Origin of the sequence: Variovorax defluvii (assembly GCF_039541515.1) — a bacterium.
In the GTDB taxonomy this organism is placed as follows: domain Bacteria; phylum Pseudomonadota; class Gammaproteobacteria; order Burkholderiales; family Burkholderiaceae_C; genus Variovorax; species Variovorax defluvii.
This window is the reverse complement of record NZ_BAABGJ010000009.1, coordinates 99,031-120,458: the sequence shown is the minus strand read 5'-3', so window position 1 is coordinate 120,458 and position 21,428 is coordinate 99,031. Positions and strand designations below refer to the sequence as shown.

General features: G+C 68.8%; 19 protein-coding genes. 14 read left to right on the top strand and 5 right to left on the bottom strand.

The window, feature by feature from the left end; translation table 11 throughout:
• The first annotated feature begins 90 nt into the window (after nt 1–90).
• Genes ABEA07_RS05675 through ABEA07_RS05625 form a run of 11 tightly spaced genes read left to right on the top strand, consistent with a single transcriptional unit; the run spans nt 91 to nt 13,455 of the window.
• Nucleotides 91–3,573 (top strand): indolepyruvate ferredoxin oxidoreductase family protein, encoded by a 3,483-nt coding sequence (locus ABEA07_RS05675; RefSeq protein ID WP_345536451.1) that lies wholly within the window; start codon nt 91–93, stop codon nt 3,571–3,573.
• Nucleotides 3,574–3,628: 55 nt separating this feature from the next.
• Nucleotides 3,629–4,663, top strand: a complete 1,035-nt coding sequence (locus tag ABEA07_RS05670) for a glycoside hydrolase family 88 protein (protein ID WP_345536450.1) — start codon at nt 3,629–3,631, stop codon at nt 4,661–4,663.
• Between the two features lie 28 nt (nt 4,664–4,691).
• The gene (locus ABEA07_RS05665; RefSeq protein WP_345536449.1) at nt 4,692–5,543 is read left to right on the top strand and encodes a branched-chain amino acid ABC transporter permease; all 852 of its coding nucleotides are present in this window, start codon (nt 4,692–4,694) and stop codon (nt 5,541–5,543) included.
• Complete coding sequence (locus ABEA07_RS05660; RefSeq protein WP_345536448.1) at nt 5,540–6,562, top strand: branched-chain amino acid ABC transporter permease; 1,023 nt, start codon at nt 5,540–5,542, stop codon at nt 6,560–6,562. Before ABEA07_RS05665 ends, ABEA07_RS05660 begins: the two co-directional genes overlap by 4 nt.
• Entirely contained in the window at nt 6,559–7,326 is a 768-nt protein-coding gene (locus ABEA07_RS05655; RefSeq protein WP_345536447.1) for an ABC transporter ATP-binding protein, read from the top strand. The genes ABEA07_RS05660 and ABEA07_RS05655 overlap by 4 nt, the downstream gene beginning before the upstream one ends.
• Entirely contained in the window at nt 7,313–8,071 is a 759-nt protein-coding gene (locus tag ABEA07_RS05650; protein ID WP_345536445.1) for an ABC transporter ATP-binding protein, read from the top strand. The genes ABEA07_RS05655 and ABEA07_RS05650 overlap by 14 nt, the downstream gene beginning before the upstream one ends.
• Before the next feature lie 43 nt (nt 8,072–8,114).
• Nucleotides 8,115–9,272 (top strand): ABC transporter substrate-binding protein, encoded by a 1,158-nt coding sequence (locus ABEA07_RS05645; RefSeq protein ID WP_345536444.1) that lies wholly within the window; start codon nt 8,115–8,117, stop codon nt 9,270–9,272.
• A gap of 21 nt (nt 9,273–9,293) precedes the next feature.
• Entirely contained in the window at nt 9,294–10,487 is a 1,194-nt protein-coding gene (locus tag ABEA07_RS05640; RefSeq protein WP_345536443.1) for a CaiB/BaiF CoA transferase family protein, read from the top strand.
• Between the two features lie 50 nt (nt 10,488–10,537).
• Nucleotides 10,538–11,002, top strand: a complete 465-nt coding sequence (locus tag ABEA07_RS05635) for a MaoC/PaaZ C-terminal domain-containing protein (RefSeq protein WP_345536442.1) — start codon at nt 10,538–10,540, stop codon at nt 11,000–11,002.
• Between the two features lie 2 nt (nt 11,003–11,004).
• Nucleotides 11,005–11,781, top strand: coding sequence for an enoyl-CoA hydratase (locus ABEA07_RS05630; protein ID WP_345536441.1), 777 nt, complete (start codon nt 11,005–11,007; stop codon nt 11,779–11,781).
• A gap of 33 nt (nt 11,782–11,814) precedes the next feature.
• Nucleotides 11,815–13,455, top strand: coding sequence for an AMP-binding protein (locus tag ABEA07_RS05625; RefSeq protein ID WP_345536440.1), 1,641 nt, complete (start codon nt 11,815–11,817; stop codon nt 13,453–13,455).
• A 28-nt stretch (nt 13,456–13,483) separates the two neighbouring features.
• Here the strand turns inward: ABEA07_RS05625 and ABEA07_RS05620 are convergent, their stop codons facing one another.
• Nucleotides 13,484–13,876, bottom strand: coding sequence for an OsmC family protein (locus ABEA07_RS05620; RefSeq protein WP_345536439.1), 393 nt, complete (start codon nt 13,874–13,876; stop codon nt 13,484–13,486).
• Nucleotides 13,877–14,129: 253 nt separating this feature from the next.
• On the opposite strand from ABEA07_RS05620, the gene ABEA07_RS05615 reads away from it, so the two are divergent.
• The 3 genes from ABEA07_RS05615 (at nt 14,130) to ABEA07_RS05605 (ending at nt 17,469) form a co-directional block, all read left to right on the top strand.
• Nucleotides 14,130–14,660 (top strand): nucleoside deaminase, encoded by a 531-nt coding sequence (locus ABEA07_RS05615; RefSeq protein ID WP_345536438.1) that lies wholly within the window; start codon nt 14,130–14,132, stop codon nt 14,658–14,660.
• A 243-nt stretch (nt 14,661–14,903) separates the two neighbouring features.
• Nucleotides 14,904–15,734: an urease accessory protein UreD gene (locus ABEA07_RS05610; protein WP_345536436.1), complete on the top strand. Its 831-nt coding sequence runs from the start codon at nt 14,904–14,906 to the stop codon at nt 15,732–15,734.
• 292 nt (nt 15,735–16,026) lie between these two features.
• Nucleotides 16,027–17,469, top strand: coding sequence for an MFS transporter (locus ABEA07_RS05605; protein WP_345536434.1), 1,443 nt, complete (start codon nt 16,027–16,029; stop codon nt 17,467–17,469).
• A 15-nt stretch (nt 17,470–17,484) separates the two neighbouring features.
• Here ABEA07_RS05605 and ABEA07_RS05600 read toward each other — a convergent pair whose 3' ends face one another.
• The 4 genes from ABEA07_RS05600 to urtC all read right to left on the bottom strand — a co-directional run bounded on the left by ABEA07_RS05600 (nt 17,485) and on the right by urtC (nt 21,307).
• On the bottom strand, nt 17,485–18,429 hold the full coding sequence (locus ABEA07_RS05600; RefSeq protein ID WP_345536433.1) for a rhodanese-like domain-containing protein: 945 nt from the start codon (nt 18,427–18,429) through the stop codon (nt 17,485–17,487).
• A gap of 89 nt (nt 18,430–18,518) precedes the next feature.
• On the bottom strand, nt 18,519–19,211 hold the full coding sequence (gene urtE / locus ABEA07_RS05595; RefSeq protein WP_345536431.1) for an urea ABC transporter ATP-binding subunit UrtE: 693 nt from the start codon (nt 19,209–19,211) through the stop codon (nt 18,519–18,521).
• 15 nt (nt 19,212–19,226) lie between these two features.
• Complete coding sequence (gene urtD, locus ABEA07_RS05590) at nt 19,227–20,105, bottom strand: urea ABC transporter ATP-binding protein UrtD (RefSeq protein ID WP_345536430.1); 879 nt, start codon at nt 20,103–20,105, stop codon at nt 19,227–19,229.
• Nucleotides 20,102–21,307: an urea ABC transporter permease subunit UrtC gene (urtC, locus tag ABEA07_RS05585; protein WP_345536428.1), complete on the bottom strand. Its 1,206-nt coding sequence runs from the start codon at nt 21,305–21,307 to the stop codon at nt 20,102–20,104. The genes urtD and urtC overlap by 4 nt, the downstream gene beginning before the upstream one ends.
• Between the last annotated feature and the right edge of the window lie 121 nt (nt 21,308–21,428).

Here is a 21,428-nt window from a genome sequence, read left to right as displayed (position 1 = left end):
TATCGCCATCAATCACATACCGGCTGGATAGTATGAAGCGTCAAAGCCGTTTTGTGCAAGCCGGGACGGCCCTCTCGCCACGGAGACAGGATGAACGCACGCACACCTGCAGAAGCGCTTCTGCAAATCGAACTCGATGACAAGTACCTGCAACGCGATGGGCAGGTATTCATGTCGGGCACCCAGGCACTGGTGCGCCTGCCGATGGACCAGCAGCGGCGCGACGAGCGCAACGGCGTGCGCACGGCCGGCTTCATCTCGGGCTACCGCGGCTCGCCGCTGGGCCGCTACGACCAGGAGCTGTGGTCGCAGTCCGCGCTGCTGAAGAAGCACCACATCCACTTCCAGCCCGGCGTCAACGAAGACCTGGCAGCGACGGCCGTTTGGGGTTCGCAGTATGTGGGCAGCGTGCCCGGTGCGCGCTATGACGGCGTGTTCGGCATCTGGTACGGCAAGGGCCCCGGCGTGGACCGCAGCGGCGATGCCTTCAAGCATGCCAACAGTGCAGGCACCTCTCGCCTGGGCGGCGTGCTGGCCATCGCGGGGGACGACCATGCGGCCAAGTCGTCGACCACCGCGCACCAATCCGACTACGCGCTGATCGCGAGCGGGATTCCCGTCCTTTATCCGTCGAACGTGCAGGACATCCTCGACTTCGGCCTGCACGGCATTGCGATGAGCCGCCACTCGGGTTGCTGGATCGGCATGAAGGTGGTGACCGACGTGGTCGAAAGCTCGGGCAGCGTGCAAGTGGGCGAGAACCTGCCGCGCATCGTCGTGCCCGATGCTGCGTTTCCGCCCGATGGCGTGAACATCCGCGGCAACGACATCTCGCCGCAGGTGCAGGAGCAGCGGCTCTACGAACACAAGCTGCATGCCGCGCAGGCCTATGCCCGCGCGAACGGCATCGACCGCATCGTGGCCGACCATCCCGAAGCGCGCGTGGGCATCGTTTCGGCGGGCAAGGCCTTCGCCGATGTGCGGCAGGCGCTGCGCAGCCTCGGCTTCGCGAGCGACGAGGCCGCGGGCGCCGCCGGCCTGCGCGTGCTCAAGGTCGGCCTGGTCTGGCCGCTCGATCCGCAGATCGTGGAGCGCATGGCCGAAGGCCTCCAGACGATCATCGTCGTCGAAGAAAAGCGGCCGCTGCTGGAGCACCAGCTGAAGTCCATCCTCTACGACGCGCCGCTGACGCGCAAACCGCGCATCGTCGGCAAGTTCGATGGCCATGGCGAATGGTCCGCGGACCGCGGCGAGGCGGTGTTCTCGTCAGTGGGCGAACTCGCGCCGCCGGTCATCGCGCAGCGCATCGCGCAAGTGCTTGGCCTGCCTTTCGAAGTCCCCTCCAACCCCGAGAGCGCAAAGCTGCCTTCGGTCGCACGCGCCGCCACCTTCTGCTCCGGCTGCCCGCACAACACCTCGACCCAGCTGCCCGACGGCAGCCGCGCCTTCGCCGGCATCGGCTGCCACGGCATGGTGCTGCTGACGGGCCGCGACCCCTACGGCACCGTCGGGCAGATGGGCGCGGAAGGCGCGATGTGGGTGGGCCAGGCGCCCTTCACCGACGAGAAGCACATCTTCGCCAACATGGGTGACGGCACCTACTTCCACTCGGGCTTCCTAGCCATCCGGCAGGCAGTGGCCGCGCATGTGCCGATCACCTACAAGCTGCTGGTCAACGGCTTCGTGTCCATGACCGGCGGCCAGCCGATCGACGGCGAGCTCAGCACCGTGCAGATGGTCCAGGAGCTCGTGGCCGAAGGCGTGAACCGCATCGTCGTGGTGGCCGACGACCCGACGCGCTACGACGACCCGTCGATGAAGCTCCCGCCCGGCGTGCCGGTGCGCCACCGCCGCGAACTCGACGCGGTGCAGCGCGAGCTGCGCGAGTACCCCGACGTGTCGGTGCTGCTCTACGACCAGGTCTGCGCGACGGAGCGCCGGCGCCTGCGCAAGCGCGGCCGCCATCCCGATCCGGACAAGCGCAGCTTCATCAACGCCGCAGTCTGCGAAGGCTGCGGCGACTGCAGCGAAAAGAGCGGCTGCCTGTCGATCGAGCCGCTGGAAACGGAGTTCGGCCGAAAGCGCAAGATCAACCAGTCGACCTGCAACAAGGACTATTCCTGCATCGAGGGCTTCTGCCCCAGCTTCGTGACCGTGCACGGCGGGAAGCTGCGGCAGCGCGCCGCGCAGAAGAGTGACGAGTCGTCGTTCGGCGCGCTGCCCGAGCCCAGCCTGCCGTCGATCGACGAAGGCTACGCGATCCTTGTCACCGGCATCGGCGGCACCGGCGTGATCACGCTGGGCGCCGTGCTCGCGATGGCCGCGCACCTGGACGGCCATGCGGCCAGCGCCCTGGACATGACCGGCCTGGCGCAGAAGTACGGCGCCGTGATGTCGCACGTGCGCATCGCACCCGACGCGTCGAAGATCAAGACCGCCCGCCTGGCCAGTGGCGAAGCCGACCTGATCGTCGGCTGCGACCTGATCGTGAGCGCGAGCACCGATGCCGTGTCGAAGATGGTGCCGGGCCGCACGCGCGTCGCGGTGAACACCGAGGTGTCGCCGACCAGTGCCTTCGCGCGCGACCCCGACTGGAAGGTGTCGCCGGAAGAACTCGTCGCGCGCATCGCGCACGCCACCGGCGGCCAGGCCAGCGGCCTGCCTGCCACGCGGCTGGCAACGTCACTGATGGGCGACGCCATCGCCGCCAACATGTTCTTGCTGGGCTACGCGTGGCAGCGTGGCTGGCTGCCGGTCTCGCTGGCCGCGATGCAGCGCGCCATCGCTCTGAACGGCGTGAATGTGGAGGCGACGGAGAAGAGCTTCCTGTGGGGACGCCGCGCCGCGGTCGACCTGACTGCGGTGGAAGCCCAGGCGCGCCCGACCAGCGTCGTCAACTTCGTGCCCTCGCGCAGGCCAAAGACGACGCCCGAACTGGTCGCGCATCGCGAAGCCGAACTCGCCAATTACCAGAACCGTGCCTATGCCGCCCGCTACCGCAGCCTGGTCGACCGCGTGGACCAGGCCGCGCAATCGCTGACAGACGGCGACCGCCTGACGCGTGCCGTCGCGCGCTACTACTACAAGTTGCTGGCCTACAAGGACGAGTTCGAGGTCGCGCGCCTCTACGCCGCACCCGATTTTCGCCAGTCACTGGACGCCGCCTTCGAGGGCGACTTCAAGCTGCACTTCAACATCGGCGCCTGGCCTTTCGCCACGCGCGATCCGAACACCGGCCTGCCGCGCAAGCGCGAGATCGGCCCCTGGGCGTTGACGGCCATGGGCTGGCTGGCCCGGCTGCGCGGCCTGCGCAACACGGTGCTCGACCCCTTCCGGAACAACGAAGAGCGCCGTCATGCGCTGCGGGACATCGCGGAATACGAATCCGACATCGCCCGGCTGCTCGAAGGCCTCGACGCGCATCGTCTCGCCACCGCCGTCGCGATCGCCGAACTGCCCGAGCACATCCGCGGCTACGGCCACGTGCGCGAGCGGCATGCCGGCGAGGTCCGCAAGCGCCGCGATGCGCTGTGGCAGCGATGGCAGGCCGAAGGGCTGCCCAAGGCCGCCTGACGAAGCTGCATTTCCGCTGCTTTTCCTCTTTCCCATTCGAACCAAGGAGACCCGCATGCAAAAACTCGATCTCGATGCTGCCGTCCAGCGCGTGACCGACTACACGCTCGCCCACCCCTACGAGCGCGACGTCTGGGAGAAGTCCCCGGCCATCACCGGCATCCTGGCGTGGAACGACGAGGCCGCCGTCGCCAAGGCGCGCCATTGGGTCGAGCGTGCGGTCGACGTGCAGTCTTCGCGCGGCTTCCTGGGCTACGACGAACGCATCGAGCTGGCCAACGGCCATGCCGCCGTGTTCACGCCGACCGCGTCGCTGTCGACCGCGCTGGGCTTCAACGTGCTCGCCTACTACGAGCGCGACGGCGACCCCCGCTTCCTCGACGCCGCGAGACGCCAGGCCGAGGCGCTGCTCGCCGGCCCGCGCACGCGCAACGGCGGCTTCTGGGTGCGCAAGGAGGGCCCCGAGCTGTGGATCGACTTCATCTACATGATGTGCCCGTTCCTCGCGCGACTGGGCCGGATCGAGAAGAAGCCCGCGCTGGTCGACGAGGCCATCCGGCAGATCGACGTCTACGTGCGCCACCTCGTCGATCCCGAACTGCATCTGGCCCGCCACGCCTGGCGCGAGACGCCCAACGCTTACCTGCAATCCACCTTCTGGTGCCGCGGCAACGGCTGGCTGACCTGCGCGCTGGTCGACACCCTCGAGCAGATCGGAGTCGACCACGCGGGTGCCTCCAGACTCAAGGAGGTCGGACAGCGGGCCTTTGCCGCGATCGCGGCTCACCAGGACCGCTGCGGTTTCTTCCACAACATCCTGGACGACGAGAACGCCAAGTTCGAGGCCTCGGGCACCCTGATGTTCGCGTACAGCGCGGCCAAGGCGGTGAACCAGGGCTGGCTCGACGCTGCGTACATCGAGAAGGCGCAGCGTGCAGTCCACATCGTCGCCGGCTCGATCGAGCCCGACGGCGCCATCCCCGGCGTGCAGGTGCCGCCGGGCGGGCCGGGCGTGCCCTTCGCCACGACGCTCTACGGCCAGGGCTTCTTCATCCAGGCAGCGGCCGAACTGCGCCACCACCTGGCCTGACGTGCGCCGCATCGACTGGTAAAGCAGCATGATCCTCGAGATCCTCTTCAACGGCATCTTCCTCGGTGCCATCTACGCGCTCTTCGCCGTGCCGATGAGCGTCATCTGGGTCACGACCGATGTGATCGACGTGTCCATCGGCGCCTATGCCGTGGTGGCGGGCGTCATCGTGGCGGCATTCGGGTTGCCCTGGGGCCCGGTGATCGGCCTCGCGGCGGCGCTCGCGCTGGGTTGCGTCACGGGGTCGGTGTTCCTGGGTTTCCACGCGCTGCGGCTCATGAAGGACGCGATGCCCATCGTGCTGGCCACCTTCGCCTTCATGCTCGCGGTCGAGTCGGCCATCCTGGTCGTGGTCGGCACCGACAATCAGTTCGTCGACCGCATGAACGGCAACCTTCGCCTGGGCGGCGCCGTGCTCAGCGTGCAGGGCATGTTCAACCTGGCGCTCAGCGTGGTGCTGATGCTGGCGCTCAGCGTGGTGCTGAAGCGGACGCCGGCCGGGCTGCGCATGCGGGCCTGCGCCATTTCGTCGAAGGGCGCCTCGCTGGTGGGCATTCCCGTCAAGCGCACGCAGTTTCTGACCTTCGTGCTGTGCGCAGGCATCGCCGGCGTGGGCGGCATCCTGGCCGCCATGTCGATCGGCATGACCTATGCGAGCGCCTTCACCTTCACCACCATCGCCTTCAGCAGCGCGGTGGTGCTGGGCAAGCGCGGTCCGCTGCCGGCCTTCTTCGGCGGACTGTTCGTCGGCCTGGCCGAGTCGCTGAGCCAGACCTACCTGCCCAGCGGCTGGGCGCACGCGGTGCCCGCCGCGCTGATCATCCTCATCCTGGCCTCCGGACGCCTGCCCAGCGCCGCCTTCTCGGGAGCGCGGCCATGACGCGGCACCAGGGCTTCGCGCACAAGTGGGGCAGCACGGCCGGCGTGCTGATCGCCTGCTTCATCGTCGCCACCGTCTGCGGCCAGTTCCGCGGCTCGGTGTACACCACCTCCACCACCATCGGCATCTACGCCCTGCTCGCGGTGCCGCTGGGCATGCTGTACGGCCAGGGCGGCACGGTGTCGCTGGCGCAAGGTGCATTCGCCGCCATCGGCGGCTACTCGACGGCCATCCTCAGCACGCGCTACGGCATACCGCCGATGGCGTCGCTGCTGCCCGCCGTGCTGCTGCCGGCGCTGGTCGCGTTCGTGATCTCCAAGCCCATTCTGCGGCTGCCCGAGCTGTCGCTGGCGCTGGTGACGCTGTCGATCGGCACGGTGGTCGAAGTCGCGCTGCAACGCGGCGGCGACTTCACCGGCAGCTTCATCGGCATCAACGGCATTCCCACGCTGCCCTTCATCGGCAATTCGCGCATCGGCGCGCACTTCGCGGTGTGGGCGCTGGTGCTGGTGATCGTGATCGGCTACGTCAACTACATGTCGAGCCCGCGCGGCCTGGCGCTCAACGCGATCCGGACCGACCACCTGCTGGCACGGGCCATGGGCGTGAACGTGCCCTTCGACCTGGCGATGATGTTCTCGATCACGGCCGGCGTCGCCGGCCTGGGCGGCTGGTTCTACGCCCACACCATCGGCTACGTGGCACCTGACTCGATGTCGATCGCCATGTCGGCCAACGTGCTTTTCATGGTGGTCCTGGGCGGGCGCAAGTCGGTGCTCGGGCCGATCGTCGGCGCCGTGTTCTTCACGCTGGCCAGCGACCTGCTGCCCGGCACCGAGAGCCAGGGCATGTTCTTCGGCACGCTGCTGGTGCTGGTGCTGCTCTTCTCGCCCGACGGCCTGCTGAGCCTGCGTCCACTGGGCTGGCTGCGCGCCCGCAACGCGCCGGTGGCCCGGCCGCCGGCGGGTGGCGGCGGCAACTCCGCGCACGTCGCGCCCACTGCGGGGGTGGCGCCATGAGCCTGGACGCCATCGACACCAGCATCGCCTTCGGCGGCCTGAAGGTGCTCACCAACGTGAGCGTGCAGGTCGAGCGTGGACGCATCACCGGGCTCGTCGGCCCCAACGGTGCGGGGAAGACCACGCTTTTCAACTGCCTCACAGGCGTGGTGCGGCCGCAGCAGGGCTCGGTGCGCATCGACGGGCGCGACATCTCGGCCCTGCCCCTGGACAAGCGCATCCAGCTCGGCATTTCGCGCACCTTCCAGACGCCGCGCCTGGACCTCGACGCGAGCGTGCTCGACGCCGTGATGCTCGGCTTCTACTCGCGCCACAAGCCGTCGCTGGCCGCCAGCTTCGTCTCGACCGCGACGCGCCGCCGCCACGATGCCCAGCTGCGCGAGAAGGCCGAGGCCCTGATCGAACAGTTCCAGCTGACGCCGAACCCGCATCAGCGGTCGGGCGCGCTGTCGCTGGGCCGGCTGCGCCTGCTCGAAGTCGCCCGCGCGATTGCGAGCGAGCCGCAGTACCTGCTGCTCGACGAGCCGGCCGCGGGCGTGGACGAGAACGACCGGCAGTTGCTGGCACGCGCCATTCGCAACGCCGCGGCGCGGAACGTCGGCGTGCTGCTGGTGGAACACAACGTCGGCTTCGTGGCCGAACTCAGCGACCACATGCTCGCGCTGGTGCGCGGCGAGGTGGTGGCGGCCGGTTCGCCGCACGCGGTCGTCAACGATCCCGAAGTCGTCACCGCCTACCTGGGAGGACAACGTGTCGCAGCCTGAATCCACTTCCACGGGCCGGCGCGGCCTCGCCGTCGACGGCGTCTCGGCGCGCTACGGCAACCTCACGGCCTGCCGCCCGGTCAGCCTGCGCGTCGAACCGGGCGAGCTGGTCGCGTTGATCGGCCCCAACGGCGCCGGCAAGACCAGCCTGATCGGCGCGCTCAACGGCACCGTCGCCGGCACCGGCGAGATCACCCTCGACGGCAGGCGCATCGACGGCCTGGCCGCCTGGCGGCGCGTCGGCATTGGCCTCACCACCGTGCCGGACAACCGCGGGCTCTTCCCCTCGCTCACGGTGGCCGACAACCTGCGCCTGGGTGCGCTGCTGTCGGACCGCGCCAAGCGCGAAAAGGCGCTCGACGATGCGATCGCGCTTTTCCCCTTCCTGCGCACACGCTGGGGCGACGCGGCGGGTGCGCTCAGCGGCGGACAGCAGCAGATGCTCGCCATCGCCAAGTGCATGGCGTGCAGCCCGCGCGTTCTCCTGCTCGACGAGCCGACGCAAGGCCTCGCGCCGATCGTCGTCGACGAGCTGGCCGAGGTCCTGCGCAACCTGCGCGCCCGCGGCCTCCCGATCCTGCTCGTCGAGCAGAGCCAGTACCTCGTCGAAGCGGTCGCCGATCGTTTCGCGGTGCTGGTCGGCGGCCAGATCGTCCACTCGGGCCCGCGCGCCGCACTCGCCGACCGCGAGTACATCGCCGGGCTCTATCTGCAGCGCAAGCAGGCTGCCGTGCTTTCCCATTGACCGTGCCGACCCCCTCGCAACCATCCACCTGAAGGAGACACCCATGGATCACCGTTCCGCAAGAAGATTGACCCTGGCCGCCGCGCTCGCGCTCGGCCTTGGCAGCGTGCCGCTTTACAGCGCGGCCCAGAGCCAGAACGAACCCTTCCGCGTCGGCCTGCTGCTCGCGTTGTCGGGTCCCGCCGCGGCCTACGGCGCCGACGAGCGCGCCGCCATCGAAGCCGTGACCGAACGCGCCAACGCGGCAGGCGGCATCAACGGGCGCAAGATCGAGCTGATCGTCAAGGACACCAAGACCAACCCGACCGAGGCGGCGCGGCTGGCCAATCAGGTGATCCTGGACGACAAGGTGATCGCCATCATCGGCGCCACCACCGGCTCGGAAACGCTGGCCTTCGCCGATCTCGCGATGCGCTCGAAGGTGCCGGTGTTCCCGATGGTGGGCACGCAGTCGGTCACCGATCCGAAGGAAGCCTTCTCCAAGTGGATGTTCCGCATGTCGGTGCCCATCAGCACCGATCTGCCGGCGAGCTTCGACCGCATCCTGGCCGACAAGCGCAAGCGCCTGGCCATCTTCTCGGAAGAGGATGCCTACGGCCAGCAGGCCTCCGCCATGATGGCGGAGGTCGCCAAGAAGAGCGGGCAGGTCGAGGTGGTGGAGCATGCCTCGGCGCCCAAGGCGGCGACCGACCTGACCGCGCAGGCCACCCGCATCCGCAACGCCAAGCCCGACGCGGTGTTTCTCGCCACCTCGTCCACCGGCTCCGCCGGCGCGCTGCTGCGCAAGCTGCAGGAAGTGGGGCTCGAGGTGCCGGTGTACGGCATGGCCGGCATCGTGCAGAAGCAGATCATCAAGAACGGCGGCAAGGCGGCCGAGAACCTGATCGCGCCCGCGCTGGTCAACCCCGACGAAGCGGGTCCGCTCACCGAGCTCTTCGACCTGCTCAAGAACAAGGGCGGCGTGGCCGGCTTCGGCGCGCTGCTCGGCGCCAATGCCATGGCCACGGTGGTGCAGGCGCTCAAGGCTGGCGCCACCGACGGCCCGAGCCTGCGCGACAAGGTCGAGACCATGGGCCCGGTCAAGGGCTACGCGGCCGCGCCGATCAAGTTCTCGGCCACCGACCACGACAGCTGGACCAAGGAAACCCTGTTCTACGTGACCGTGCGCGACGGCAAGTTCAAGAACCTGGACCCCAAGTAAGCAGGAAGCAAGGCTTTGACGATGGCAGACGAAACCCTTCCGCTGCGCGGCGTTCGCATCCTCGATCTCACCCAGGTCCAGTTCGGGCCCTGCGCCACGCAGGTGCTCGGCGACTTCGGTGCCGAGATCGTCAAGATCGAGCGGCCGGGCGACGGCGACATCTCGCGCACCACCGACCCCTACATCACCGAGGTCGAAGGCCAGAGCGCCTATTTCCTGAGCCTGAACCGCAACAAGCGCGGCATGGCGCTGGACATGGGTTCGGAAGCCGGGCGCGAGATCGTCCGCCAGTTGCTCGAGCGCGCCGACGTGCTGGTGCACAACTTCCGTCCCGGCGTGGCCGAGCGGCTGGGGCTGGGTTTCGACGAGCTGCACGCGCGGCACCCGCGCCTCATCTACGCCTCGGGCTCGGGCTTCGGCCCGACCGGCCCCCTGGCGCACAAGGGCGGCCAGGACTTCCTGGCGCAGTCGCTGTCGGGCATCGCATCGCGCAACACCGACGCGAATGGCGTGCCACAGCTGTTCCCCACCGCGCTCGGCGACTTCACCTCGGGGATGATCATCGCGCAGGGCATCCTGATGGCGCTCTACCAGCGCGAGCGCACCGGGCTGGGCCAGCGCATCGACGTCTGCCTGCTCGACGTGCTGCTTGCCATGCAGCAGCAGGAGGTCACGCAGCAGACGCTGCGCGGCAAGCCGGTCAACTGGGTCACGCAGAACCTCATCGGCATCTTCCCGACGCGCGACGGCGCCGTCACGCTGGTGGGCGTCTTCAGGCCCAACCCGCTGGGCGATCTGTGCCGTGCGCTCGACATCGAGGATCTCTCGGCCCGACCGGAGTACAAGGACAAGGCTTCCTGGGGACCGAATCGCAGCGCCATCTTCGCGCTGCTGGCGCCTGCCTTCGCGCGCTTCACCACCGCCGAATGCCTGGCGCGGCTGGACCGCGAGGACGTGCTGTGCGCACCCGTGCTGACGCTCGATGAAGCCATCGCGCAGGAGCAGGTCGTCACCAACGGCATGATGATCGAGTTCGAGCATCCGATACACGGCACGGTGCGCACGGTCGGCAACCCGCTGCACCTGTCGAGCGTGCCGAAGATCGCCAGCCGCGCGGCGCCGCTGCATGGCCAGCACAACGCGGAGGTGCTGGGCGAGCTTGGCTACGCGCCGGCGGACATCGAGCGCCTGCGCCGCGACGGCGTCGTCACCTGAACGGCACGCGCAACAGCCACTTGGAACCCACCCATCACACCGGAGACCCCATGTTCGTCGACTTCGACACCGGCCCGCGGGCCACCATCCGAGACCTGAAGATCGGAGACAAGATCGCCATCGAGAAGACCATCTCGGAATCGGACGTCTACCTGTTCGCCGGCATCTGCGGCGACTTCTCGCCCAACCACATCAACGAGCGCTACATGAAGGGCTCGCGCTTCGGCACGCGCATCGCGCAGGGCGCGCTGGTGGTGGGCTTCACCTCCGCGGCGGCGGCGATGTTCGGCCTCAAGTACCGCGTGGACGGCGTCTCGGCGGGCTACGACCGGCTGCGCTTCGTGAAGCCCGTCTTCTTCGGCGACACCATCCGCATCCACTACGAGGTGGCCCGCATCGAGATCGATCGCAACCGCGCCTACGCCACGCTGAAGGTGACCAACCAGCACGACGAGGTGGTGCTCGCCGGCGAGCACATCCTGCGCTTCGTCGAGCTCGAAAGCCGGGAGTCCTGAGCATGCCGGCACCTGTCGTCATCCTGGAGAAGCGCGGGCTCGTGGGCCTGATCACGTTGAACCGTCCTGACGCGCTCAATGCCCTGAGCACACGCGTCATGGACGAACTCACGGCACACATCCGGACCTGCGAAGCCGACGAGCAGATCGGCTGCATGGTGCTCACGGGCACGGGCCGTGCCTTCGCGGCCGGCGCGGACATCAAGGAGATGGCCGACAAGGGCTACGCAGACGCGTTGCTCGAGGACTTCATCACCCGCAACTGGGAAGAGGCGACGCGCTGCCGCAAGCCCATCATCGCGGCGGTGAACGGGCTCGCCCTGGGCGGCGGCTGCGAGTTGGCGATGATGTGCGACTTCATCCTGTGCTCCGAGGCGGCGCGATTCGGGCAGCCCGAGGTGAAGGTGGGCGTGATGCCGGGCGCGGGCGGCACGCAGCGCCTGTCGCGCTCGATCGGCAAGTCGAAGGCCATGGAGATGTGCCTCACCGGCCGCATGATGGACGCCGCCGAGGCGGAACGCTGCGGGCTCGTCAGCCGCATCGTGCCGGCCGAAGGCCTGGTGGAAGAAGCCCTGCGCGTCGCGACGCAGATCGCCGAGCTGTCGCGCCCCATCATCTACATGACCAAGGAAGCGGTGAACCGATCCTTCGAGGTGCCGCTGTCCGAGGGCGTTCGCTTCGAGCGGCGCCTGGCCCACACCACCTTCGCGCTCGAAGACCACAAGGAAGGAGCCGCTGCCTTCGCGGCCAGGCGCAAGCCGGTGTACAAACACCGCTGACTCCACTTCCGCGACGTTTCGCGACAAGGACCGATGCTTGACCTTCCCTTCGAGAAATGGACCCTGGGTGACGCGCTCGCGCAGCGCGTCGAAGCATCGGGCGATGCGCCTTTCATCCGAATGGTGGGTGGCGCTCCGTTGAGCTATCGCGAGCTGCAGGCGCAGGTGCTCGGGCTGGCCGAGGCGCTGGAGCGCGAGGGCGTCGGGCCCGGAGACCGCGTCGTGATCATGGGCGGGAACTGCCTGGCGACGCTGCGCTGCTGGTTCGCGCTCAACCTGCTCGGCGCGGCAGACGTGACCATCAATACCGCCTATCGCGGGCGGCCGCTGGTGCATGCCATCAACACCGCACAGGCGCGCCTCATGCTCGTCGGCACGCGGCAGCTCGGCCTGCTCGCCGAGTGCGAGGGGGATGTGCCCTTGCTCGAACGCGTGCTGCATTTCGACGACGAAACCGATGCGCCGGTCGCGTCTTCTCCGGGCGTGCGCTTTGCGCGGCTCGAACTCGCGCCGCTGCCGGCAGCGCAAGCCCCATCGCCCGGTTGGCAGTGGCCCGGCGCACGGGCGCAGGACCTGGCCTCCATCATCTTCACCTCGGGCACCTCGGGCCCCGCCAAGGGCGTGATGCTGCCGCACGCGCAGACCTACCTGGTCTCGCTCGAAAGCGCACGCCAGCTGCAGCTGCGAGAGGATGACGTCTACTACATCTTCCATCCGCTTTTCCACATGTCGCCACGCTATGTGGCGATCTACGCCGCGCTGATCGCCGGCGCGCAGGTGTGCATGGACCGCGCGTTCAGTGCAGCCGACTGGCTGCCGCGCATCCGCGCCTGCGGCGCCACGGTCTCGATCGGCCACGGTCCCATGCTCGAGATGGTCCACGCGATGCCCGAGCGCCCCGACGACGCCGACAACCCCTTGCGTCGGCTCGCGACTTCGCCCTTCCCCTGGCACATCGCCGCCGACTTCGAGCGCCGCTTCGGCGTCCGCGGCCTGGAGGTCTGGGGTATGACCGAGGTCAACATCCCGCTGTGGAACTCGCTCGACGAGCCGCTGCGCCCTGGTTGCGGCCGCTTGATCTCCGACGAATACGAAATCGCCCTTGTCGACCCCGAGACCGACCTGCCCGTGCCCGACGGCACCGCCGGAGAGCTGGTCGTACGCGCCCGCCGCCCCTGGACCTTGATGCAGGGCTACTTCGGAATGCCTGAGGCCACGCTCAAGGCCTGGCGCAACCTGTGGTTCCACACCGGCGACCTCGCGTGGAAGGACGACGCGGGCTGCTACCACTTCGTCGACCGCCTGGGCGACCGCATCCGCCGCCGCGCCGAGAACATCTCGTCCTACGAGATCGAGGTGGCCGCGATGCAGCATCCCTCGGTACGCGAATGCGCGGCCATCGGCGTCGCGTCGGAGTTCGCGAGCGACGACGACGTGCTGCTCGTCGTCGTGCCCGCGCCGGATTTCGACGCGGCCACCCTGCTCGCCCACCTGGCGCGCAGGCTGCCGCATTTCATGGTGCCGCGCTACATCGACACCCTGGCCGAACTGCCGCGCACGCCGACGAACAAGGTGCGCAAGGCCGCGCTGCGCGAGCGTGGCGTGCAAGGGACGACGTGGGACCGCAAGGCGCATGGCATGGACCTGCGGGCGCTGGTGGCGGGGCGTTCGTAGGCGGCGCCCCACGCCTACCTGCCCCTGCTCACACCGACCGCGTCTCAATCTCCGTCTTCACCTCCGTCATCAGCCGATGCAGCGGGCACTTCCCCGCCACGCGGAGCAGCGACGCCTTCTGCTCATCGCTCAGCGCACCGGTGACGTGCAGCGTCGAGTCCAGCTTGTAGACCCCCTGCCGCTCCTGGCTGTCGTCGCGGTCGACCGCCACTTCGATCTCCTCGACGGGGATGCCCTTGTGCTGCGCGTAGACCAGCACCGTGAGCGCCTTGCAGGCCGCGAGCGCGGCGTCGTACAGGTCGTGCGGGCTGGGGCCGTCGGCGTGACCGTCGATGTTGGTGTCGACCGCGAACTCGTGGTGACGGATCTTGACGATGTGCCGCGTGCCGGTGATGCCGTCGCGTCGAACGGTGATGCTCATGGTGTGTCCTTGTCGGGTTGGATGCGGGCTGGCCGGCGCCGTCGCGGCAACCGGCCGGAACAGAGCGCCGCCCATGGTAGCGGCGCAGGTGCACCGAGCGATGATCGGAATCCGATCGAACGGTGAGGGGAAACACGTACGGCCGCCCCGCAGAGGGAAGAGCGACAGAGCAGCCGCCCTGCCCTCCTCCTGACGAGGATGGCACCGCAGATGCAAATTGCACGCCCCTGCACGGACCACTTAGCATCGAGGCATGAACACGCAGCTTCCACCCACCGTCCCCACCGTCCCCGCCGAGACGGCGCTCGAGGAGCGCGACGGGCGCTACCTGCGCAAAGCCATCGTGTGGTCGCATGCGGCGCGCCGGCGCGGCAACCGGCCCTTCGGCGCGGTCATCGTGTCGGCCGAAGGCGAAGTGCTCGCCGAGGCCTACTGCAACACCGCGGAGACGGGCGACGTGACCGGCCATGCCGAGACCAACGCGGTGCGCATGCTGGCCAACCGCGGACTGTCGCGCGATGCGCTGGCCGGCGCCACCCTCTATTCGTCGGCCGAACCCTGCCTGATGTGCGCAGGCGCGATCTTCTGGTCGAACATCGGTCGCGTCGTGTTCGGCATCGACGCCGAGCGCCTGCGCGTCTTCCGCGGCGAACGGGCGGAGCAACGGGATGCCGTGCTGTCCTGCCGCGATGTGTTCGAAGCCTCTGCGCATCTCATCGAATGCATCGGGCCAGCCCTGCTGGACGAGGCGATCGCCGCCCATGTCGGTGCCTGGAGTACGTAGGCCACCCCGTTCGGCCATTGGCTTTTCTACACCCTGGTGCGCGCGAGGTGCGCCAGCGCGCTGTGCCGGTGCATCGCCTGATTTCCCACTGCCAATTCCTTGAGCACCGTGGTGCGAGCCCTTGTGGGACAACGCTCTTTCGACTTGTCCTCAGAGTTTTCCACAAGCTTGTCCACCTTCCCGGGGAAGAAGTCCGACACCCCGAGGCGCCTCGTCCTACCACTGCCCCTACACTCCCCCCCCATGCCCTGGAACGCACGGCTCGCGCTCGACTATCGACTCGAAGGCGGACGCAGCGTCGCCCGCTTTCGCCATGAAGGCCCCCTTCGCATCCTGCAGAGCCTCTATCCGGAGGGCGATGCCGTCTGCCACAACGTGCTGGTACACCCGCCGGGGGGGCTGGTGGGCGGCGACGTGCTGGACATCCGCGCGCATGCGGCGCCCGGCAGCCACGGACTGATCACCACGCCCGGCGCCAGCCGCTTCTACCGATCCGAGGGCGAGCTGGCCGCCCAGCACACCACCCTGCAGCTCGAGGCCGATGCACGGCTCGAATGGCTGCCGCTGGAAGCGATCTGCTACAGCGGCTGCCGCGCCGGGAACCGCCTCACGCTGGAACTTGCGGAAGGTGCGGAGCTGATCGGCTGGGACGTCACTGCGCTGGGCCTGCCCGGCGCCGGCAAACCCTTCGAGCACGGCGTGCTGCAGCAGCACCTGGAGATGCCGGGCGCCTGGCTGGAGCGCGGCCGCATCGCGGCCGCGGACCGCCGGCTGCTCGACGGACCGCTCGGCCTGGCAGGACACCGCTGCCTGGCGACGATGTTCTTCGCCACGGGCGCACCGATCGCGCGAGCGCGGCGCGAGGTGGCGCTGGAATGTGCGCGCGCGCTGGCCGAAGCCCATGCGCTGCACGACAGCGCCGGCGCCACCAGCCCGCACCCGCGCGTGGTGGTGCTGCGCGTGCTGGCGCCGCTGGTCGAGCCCGCCATGCAACTGCTGCGGCAGGTCTGGCAAGCCTGGCGCGCCGAGCTGTGGCGCATGACGGGCCAGCCGCCCCGCATCTGGTCGATGTAGCGCACAGCCGCGCGCGCCATCGCCCTACTTCGCACGCGGGCCCTCTCCGTCCGTGCGTGCCCGCGGGACAGCCTACTGTGCAGGCACCTATTCGACACAGGAGACCCACCATGAAAAGCATCATCCTCTGGCTTTGCGGCGTGCCGATCGGCGTGATCATTCTGCTGAAGGTGTTCGGCGTCTTTTGATTGAGGACTCACCGGGGCGGCGCCACTTGGGCGGTGCGCCTACGGGCGACGCCGCGCGCACGGGTTAGGCTGCAACGCATGGCCTGCCCCGCGTTGCCGCTCCGATGACCTGCTCCGCCAGCGACATTCCCGCCCGCCTCGACCGCCTTCCATGGTCGCGCTGGCACTGGCGCGTGGTGATCGCGCTCGGCGTGGCCTGGGTGCTGGACGGGCTGGAGGTGACCCTGGTCGGCTCCATCGGCGGCGTGCTGGAGCGGCCCGACACCCTGGGGCTGACGGCCGCGCAGATCGGCTGGTCCGGCTCGCTCTACATCGGCGGCGCGGTGCTGGGCGCCCTGTTCTTCGGTCGCATGACCGATCGGCTCGGGCGCAAGAAGCTGTTTCTGATCACGCTGGCGGTGTACACGCTCGCCACGCTCGCCACCGCCTTCGCCCCCAACTTTGCCTTTTTCGCGGTGTGCCGCTTTTTCACCGGGCTGGGCATCGGGGGCGAGTACGCCGCCATCAACTCGGCGATCGACGAGCTGGTTCCGGCGCGCGTGCGCGGGCGAGTCAACCTCGCCATCAACGGCAGCTTCTGGGTCGGCGCGGCGCTGGGGGCCGGCTTGAGCCTGTGGCTGCTGGACCCGCAGGTGCTCGGGCCGGTATGGGGCTGGCGCGCCGGCTTCGCGTTGGGCGCAGTGCTGGCGGTGGCCATCCTGCTGGTGCGGCGCCATGTGCCCGAGAGCCCGCGCTGGCTCATGGCGCATGGACGCACCGACGAGGCGGAGCGCATCGTCGCCGACATCGAGGCGGAAGTGGCGGCGCAGCATGGCCCGCTGGTCGAGCCTCCGGGCCGCGTGCGCTACAACCGGCGCGCCAGCCCGGGCTGGCGCGAAGTGGCGCGGGTGCTGGCACGGCGCTATCCGCAACGCAGCGCGGTGGCCCTGGCGCTGATGATCTCGCAGGCCTTCTTCTACAACGCCATCTTTTTCACCTACGCGCTGGTGCTGACACGCTTCCATGCGGTGCCGGAAGCTCAGGTCGCGCTCTACATCTTTCCCTTCGCGCTCGGCAACGTACTGGGGCCACTGATCCTCGGGCCGCTGTTCGACCACGTGGGCCGCCGGCGGATGATTGCGCTTACCTACATCGGCGCCGGCATCGGCCTGGCGCTGACCGGGTGGGCCTTCATGCAGGGCTGGCTCGATGCGCGCAGCCAGGCGCTGGCGTGGTCGGCGGTGTTCTTCCTGGCTTCGGCGGCGGCCAGTTCGGCTTACCTCACGGTGAGCGAGGTGTTCCCGCTGGAGATGCGCGCGATCGCGATCGCGATCTTCTACGCGGTGGGCACCGGGGCCGGGGGGTTCATCGCGCCGGTGCTGTTCGGGGCGCTGATCGACACGGGCAGCCGCGGGGCGGTCGCGATCGGCTACGCGATCGGGGCCGGGCTGGTGGTGATGGCGGGCGTGTTGGCGTTGCGCTACGGGGTGGATGCGGAGCGCAAGCCGCTGGAAGAGGTGGCGCCGCCGCTGGGCATCGACGACGAGGCCCCCGCACGCCAGCGATGAAGCCGCCCCGCCCGCTCATGTCGGGGCCGTGGGATGCCCCGCCGCCACCCAGGCCTCCAGTCCGCCAGCCAGCGGCCGCGCCCGCATGAGTCCGCGCTTCATCAGGGCCTGCGCCGCCAGCGCGGCCGAGACTTCGTTGGGGCAGCTGCAGTAGAGGATGATCTCGCGCTGGCCAGCGTCGAAAGGCAACGCCGCACCGCGCTGCTGCAGGTGCTGCAGCGGAATCAGCAAGGCACCGGGAATGTGCCGCGGATCGACCTGGACGCCTGCTTCGCCGCGCACGTCGATGAGGATGGGTGGCTCCTTCGCCGCCATGAGACCGGCCAGTTCCTCGACGGAAACGCGCGGCATGGTGGTGGCGCGCAGGAAGGCGCGCCGACGCCACCAGCGCCGCGCCAGCATCGCGGCCACCGCGGCCACCAGCGCCGCAGTGGCCAGGCCGCCCACATTCGCCAGCGCACCGAGGACCTCCTTGATCTGCTCGCGAAACATCCAGCCCAGGCACAGGAACACGCCGGCCCACAGCAGTGCCGCCACGACCTCGAAAGCCAGGAAGCGCAGCGAACTCATGCCGAGGGCGCCCGCCATCGGCGGCGCCACCACCGACACGCCCGGCACGAACTTGGCCGCGACCAGCGACAGGCCGCCCCAGCGGGTGATGAGCGATTCGCTGCGCCGCACGCAGGAGTCGGGCGAGATCGAGATCTTGCACAGCAGGCGCATGAAACGGTAGCCGTAGACGCGGCCGGCATAGAACCAGACGGCGTCGCCCAGCACATTGGCCAGCAGCGTGGCGCCGAGCATCGCCAGGAGCAGCACCGGCTCGGCGATCGCCGCGATGCCGCCGGCCACCACCAGCACCGGCGCGGCCGGCACCGGCAGGCCCACGCGGGCGGCGAAGGTGGCGAGGAAGACCACGGCCAGGACGTGGTCCACCATCAGCACGATGAGGGTTTCCATGGGCCGCTAGCGTAACGCTGCGCGGCCGACCCGGGTGAACCCTGCCGGCGTGGCCGGCGCTGCGGTCCTGCGCCGGCAACGATCGGGACTCAGATCGCCACGAGCTGGCGCACGCCCTGGGCTTCCATGTCCTTGCCCTGACCGCGCGCGATGACTTCGCCGCGCTCGATCACCAGGTACTCGTCCGCCAGCTCCTGCGCGAAGTCGTAGTACTGCTCGCACAGCACGATCGCCATGTCGCCGCGGCCGGCCAGCATGCGGATCACGCGGCCGATGTCCTTGATGATGCTGGGCTGGATGCCCTCGGTCGGCTCGTCGAGCACCAGCACCTTCGGTCCCGGCGCGAGCGCCCGCGCGATCGCGAGCTGCTGCTGCTGGCCGCCGGAGAGGTCGCCGCCGCGGCGGTTCTTCATCTGCCTGAGCACCGGGAAGAGCTCGTACAGCTCGCCCGGAACGGGGGTGCCGGCCGAACGATAGGCCAGGCCCATGCGCAGGTTCTCCTCGACGGTGAGGCGCGCGAAGATCTCGCGGCCCTGGGGCACGAAGCCCAGGCCGGCGCGGGCGCGCTCGTAGGGCGTCCACTTCTGGATGGCGGCGCCGTTGAATTCGATGCTGCCGCTCTTGATGGGCACCAGGCCCATGAGCGACTTCAACAGCGTGGTCTTGCCGACGCCGTTGCGGCCCAGCAGCACCGTGACCTTGCCGGCGTGAGCCTCGAAGCTCACGTCGCGCAGGATGTGGGAGCCGCCGTAGTACTGGTGGATGTTCCTGACCTTGAGCATGTCGTGTCTTCCGTTCTAGCGCCCGAGATAGACCTCGATCACCCGCTCGTCCGCCTGCACTTCGTCCAGCGTGCCCTGGGCGAGCACCGAACCATCGCAGAGCACCGTCACGATCTCGGAGATGGTCCGCACGAAGCTCATGTCGTGCTCCACCACCATCAGCGAGTGCTTGCCCTTGAGGTGCAGGAAGAGCTCGGCCGTGCGCGCCGTCTCTTCGTCGGTCATGCCGGCCACGGGCTCGTCCAGCAGCAGCAGCTTCGGGTCCTGCATCAGCAGCATGCCGATCTCCAGCCACTGCTTCTGACCATGGCTCAGGTTGCCGGCCATGCGCGAGACGCTGTCGGCCAGGTGGATGGTGTGCAGCACCTCCGCCAGGCGGTCGGACTGCTCGGAGTCCAGGCTGAAGAGCATCGAGGCTTTCACGCCCTTGTCGGTCTTGAGTGCCAGCTCGAGGTTCTCGAACACGGTGAGTTGCTCGAAAACGGTCGGCTTCTGGAACTTGCGGCCGATGCCCAGCTGCGCGATCTCGGCTTCCTTGTGGCGCAGCAGGTCGATGGTGCTGCCGAAGTACACCGTGCCTTCGTCGGGCCGCGTCTTGCCGGTGATGATGTCCATCATCGTGGTCTTGCCGGCACCGTTGGGGCCGATCACGCAGCGCAGTTCGCCCGGTGCAATGTCGAGGGAGAGCTTGTTGATGGCCTTGAAGCCGTCGAAACTCACGCTCACGTCTTCCAGGTAGAGGATGCGGCCGTGCGTGACATCGACCTCGCCCGGCGTCGCCGGCCGGCCGTAGCCGGCGGCGCGTCCGCCCGATTCGGTCCGCTCGCCCGGCATGCCGTCGTGCTCGTGCCGCGCCAGGCGCTCGGCGCCGGCGTCCATCAGGTCGGGCGTCATGCGCGCGCTCCTTCCGCCGGCACCGCCGGCATCGAGGCCGGCTCGGCGCCCTGCTCCAGTGCGACGGCGCGCTTCCTCGGCTCGTCGGCCGGCCTCTCCCGCTTCTTGCGGCTGGCCAGCTTCCTCACCAGGCCCACGATGCCGTTCGGCAGGAACAGCGTGACCGCGATGAACAGCGCGCCCAGGAAGTACAGCCAGTATTCGGGATAGGCCACCGTGAGCCAGCTCTTGGCGCCGTTGACGATGAAGGCGCCGACGATCGGCCCGATCAAAGTCGCGCGCCCGCCGACCGCGGCCCAGATCGCGATCTCGATCGAGTTGGCCGCGCTCATCTCGCCGGGGTTGATGATGCCCACCTGCGGCACGTAGAGCGCACCGGCCACGCCGCACATCACGGCCGAGACGACCCAGATGGTGAGCTTGTACGGCAGCGGGTTGTAGCCCGAGAACATGACGCGCGACTCCGCGTCGCGGATCGCCTGCAGCACGCGGCCGAACTTGCTGGCGATCAGCCATTTCGACAGCAGGAAGAAGCCCAGCAAGCTCAGCCCGGTGAGGGCGAACAGGGTCATGCGCATCTCCTGCGTCGCGATCGGCGCGCCCAGAATGCGCTTGAAGTCGGTGAAGCCGTTGTTGCCGCCGAAGCCGGTCTCGTTGCGGAAGAACAGCAGCATCGCCGCGAAGGTCATGGCCTGCGTGATGATCGAGAAGTACACGCCCTTGATGCGCGAGCGGAAGGCGAAGAAGCCGAAGACGAAGGCCACCAGGCCCGGCACCGCGACGATCAGGATCAGCGTGGCGACGAAGCTGTCGCTCAGCGTCCAGTGCCAGGGCAGCGTCTTCCAGTCGAGGAACACCATGAAGTCCGGCAGGTCGCTCTTGTAGTTGCCGTCGCGGCCGATCTGCCGCATGAGGTACATGCCCATCATGTAGCCGCCCAGCGCGAAGAAGAGGCCATGGCCCAGCGAGAGGATGCCGGTGTAGCCCCAGATGAGGTCCATCGCCAGCGCGCAGATGGCGTAGCACATGATCTTGCCGACCAGCGCGACGGCGTAGTCGCTCATGTGCAGCGCGCTGCCGGCGGGCACCAGGAGGTTGAGCACCGGCGCCAGCGCGCACACGGCGATCAGGGCCACGAAGAAGGCCGTCCAGCCCCTGCCGCTGAGCAGCGGCGCCTTGGAAGGAAGAACAAGAGAACTCATGGGAACAGCAATCGAAGCATGCGCGTCCCCCAGCCGGGGAACACCGCGGAACCGGCTTCGCCGGGCCGCTGGTGTTGCCCCCTCGAGGGGGTGCAGAGCCACACGAAGTGGGCGAGGCTGG

Coding starts and splice junctions, on each gene's coding strand:
- ABEA07_RS05600 (WP_345536433.1), bottom strand. CDS start 18,429: ATGGAAACCCTCATCGTGCTGATGGTGGACCACGTCCTGGCCGTGGTC.
- ABEA07_RS05635 (WP_345536442.1), top strand. CDS start 10,538: ATGTTCGTCGACTTCGACACCGGCCCGCGGGCCACCATCCGAGACCTG.
- ABEA07_RS05640 (WP_345536443.1), top strand. CDS start 9,294: ATGGCAGACGAAACCCTTCCGCTGCGCGGCGTTCGCATCCTCGATCTC.
- ABEA07_RS05670 (WP_345536450.1), top strand. CDS start 3,629: ATGCAAAAACTCGATCTCGATGCTGCCGTCCAGCGCGTGACCGACTAC.
- ABEA07_RS05660 (WP_345536448.1), top strand. CDS start 5,540: ATGACGCGGCACCAGGGCTTCGCGCACAAGTGGGGCAGCACGGCCGGC.
- ABEA07_RS05620 (WP_345536439.1), bottom strand. CDS start 13,876: ATGAGCATCACCGTTCGACGCGACGGCATCACCGGCACGCGGCACATC.
- urtD (WP_345536430.1), bottom strand. CDS start 20,105: ATGACGCCCGACCTGATGGACGCCGGCGCCGAGCGCCTGGCGCGGCAC.
- ABEA07_RS05605 (WP_345536434.1), top strand. CDS start 16,027: ATGACCTGCTCCGCCAGCGACATTCCCGCCCGCCTCGACCGCCTTCCA.
- ABEA07_RS05615 (WP_345536438.1), top strand. CDS start 14,130: ATGAACACGCAGCTTCCACCCACCGTCCCCACCGTCCCCGCCGAGACG.
- ABEA07_RS05655 (WP_345536447.1), top strand. CDS start 6,559: ATGAGCCTGGACGCCATCGACACCAGCATCGCCTTCGGCGGCCTGAAG.
- urtE (WP_345536431.1), bottom strand. CDS start 19,211: ATGCTCAAGGTCAGGAACATCCACCAGTACTACGGCGGCTCCCACATC.
- ABEA07_RS05675 (WP_345536451.1), top strand. CDS start 91: ATGAACGCACGCACACCTGCAGAAGCGCTTCTGCAAATCGAACTCGAT.
- ABEA07_RS05645 (WP_345536444.1), top strand. CDS start 8,115: ATGGATCACCGTTCCGCAAGAAGATTGACCCTGGCCGCCGCGCTCGCG.
- ABEA07_RS05610 (WP_345536436.1), top strand. CDS start 14,904: ATGCCCTGGAACGCACGGCTCGCGCTCGACTATCGACTCGAAGGCGGA.
- urtC (WP_345536428.1), bottom strand. CDS start 21,307: ATGAGTTCTCTTGTTCTTCCTTCCAAGGCGCCGCTGCTCAGCGGCAGG.
- ABEA07_RS05665 (WP_345536449.1), top strand. CDS start 4,692: ATGATCCTCGAGATCCTCTTCAACGGCATCTTCCTCGGTGCCATCTAC.
- ABEA07_RS05630 (WP_345536441.1), top strand. CDS start 11,005: ATGCCGGCACCTGTCGTCATCCTGGAGAAGCGCGGGCTCGTGGGCCTG.
- ABEA07_RS05625 (WP_345536440.1), top strand. CDS start 11,815: ATGCTTGACCTTCCCTTCGAGAAATGGACCCTGGGTGACGCGCTCGCG.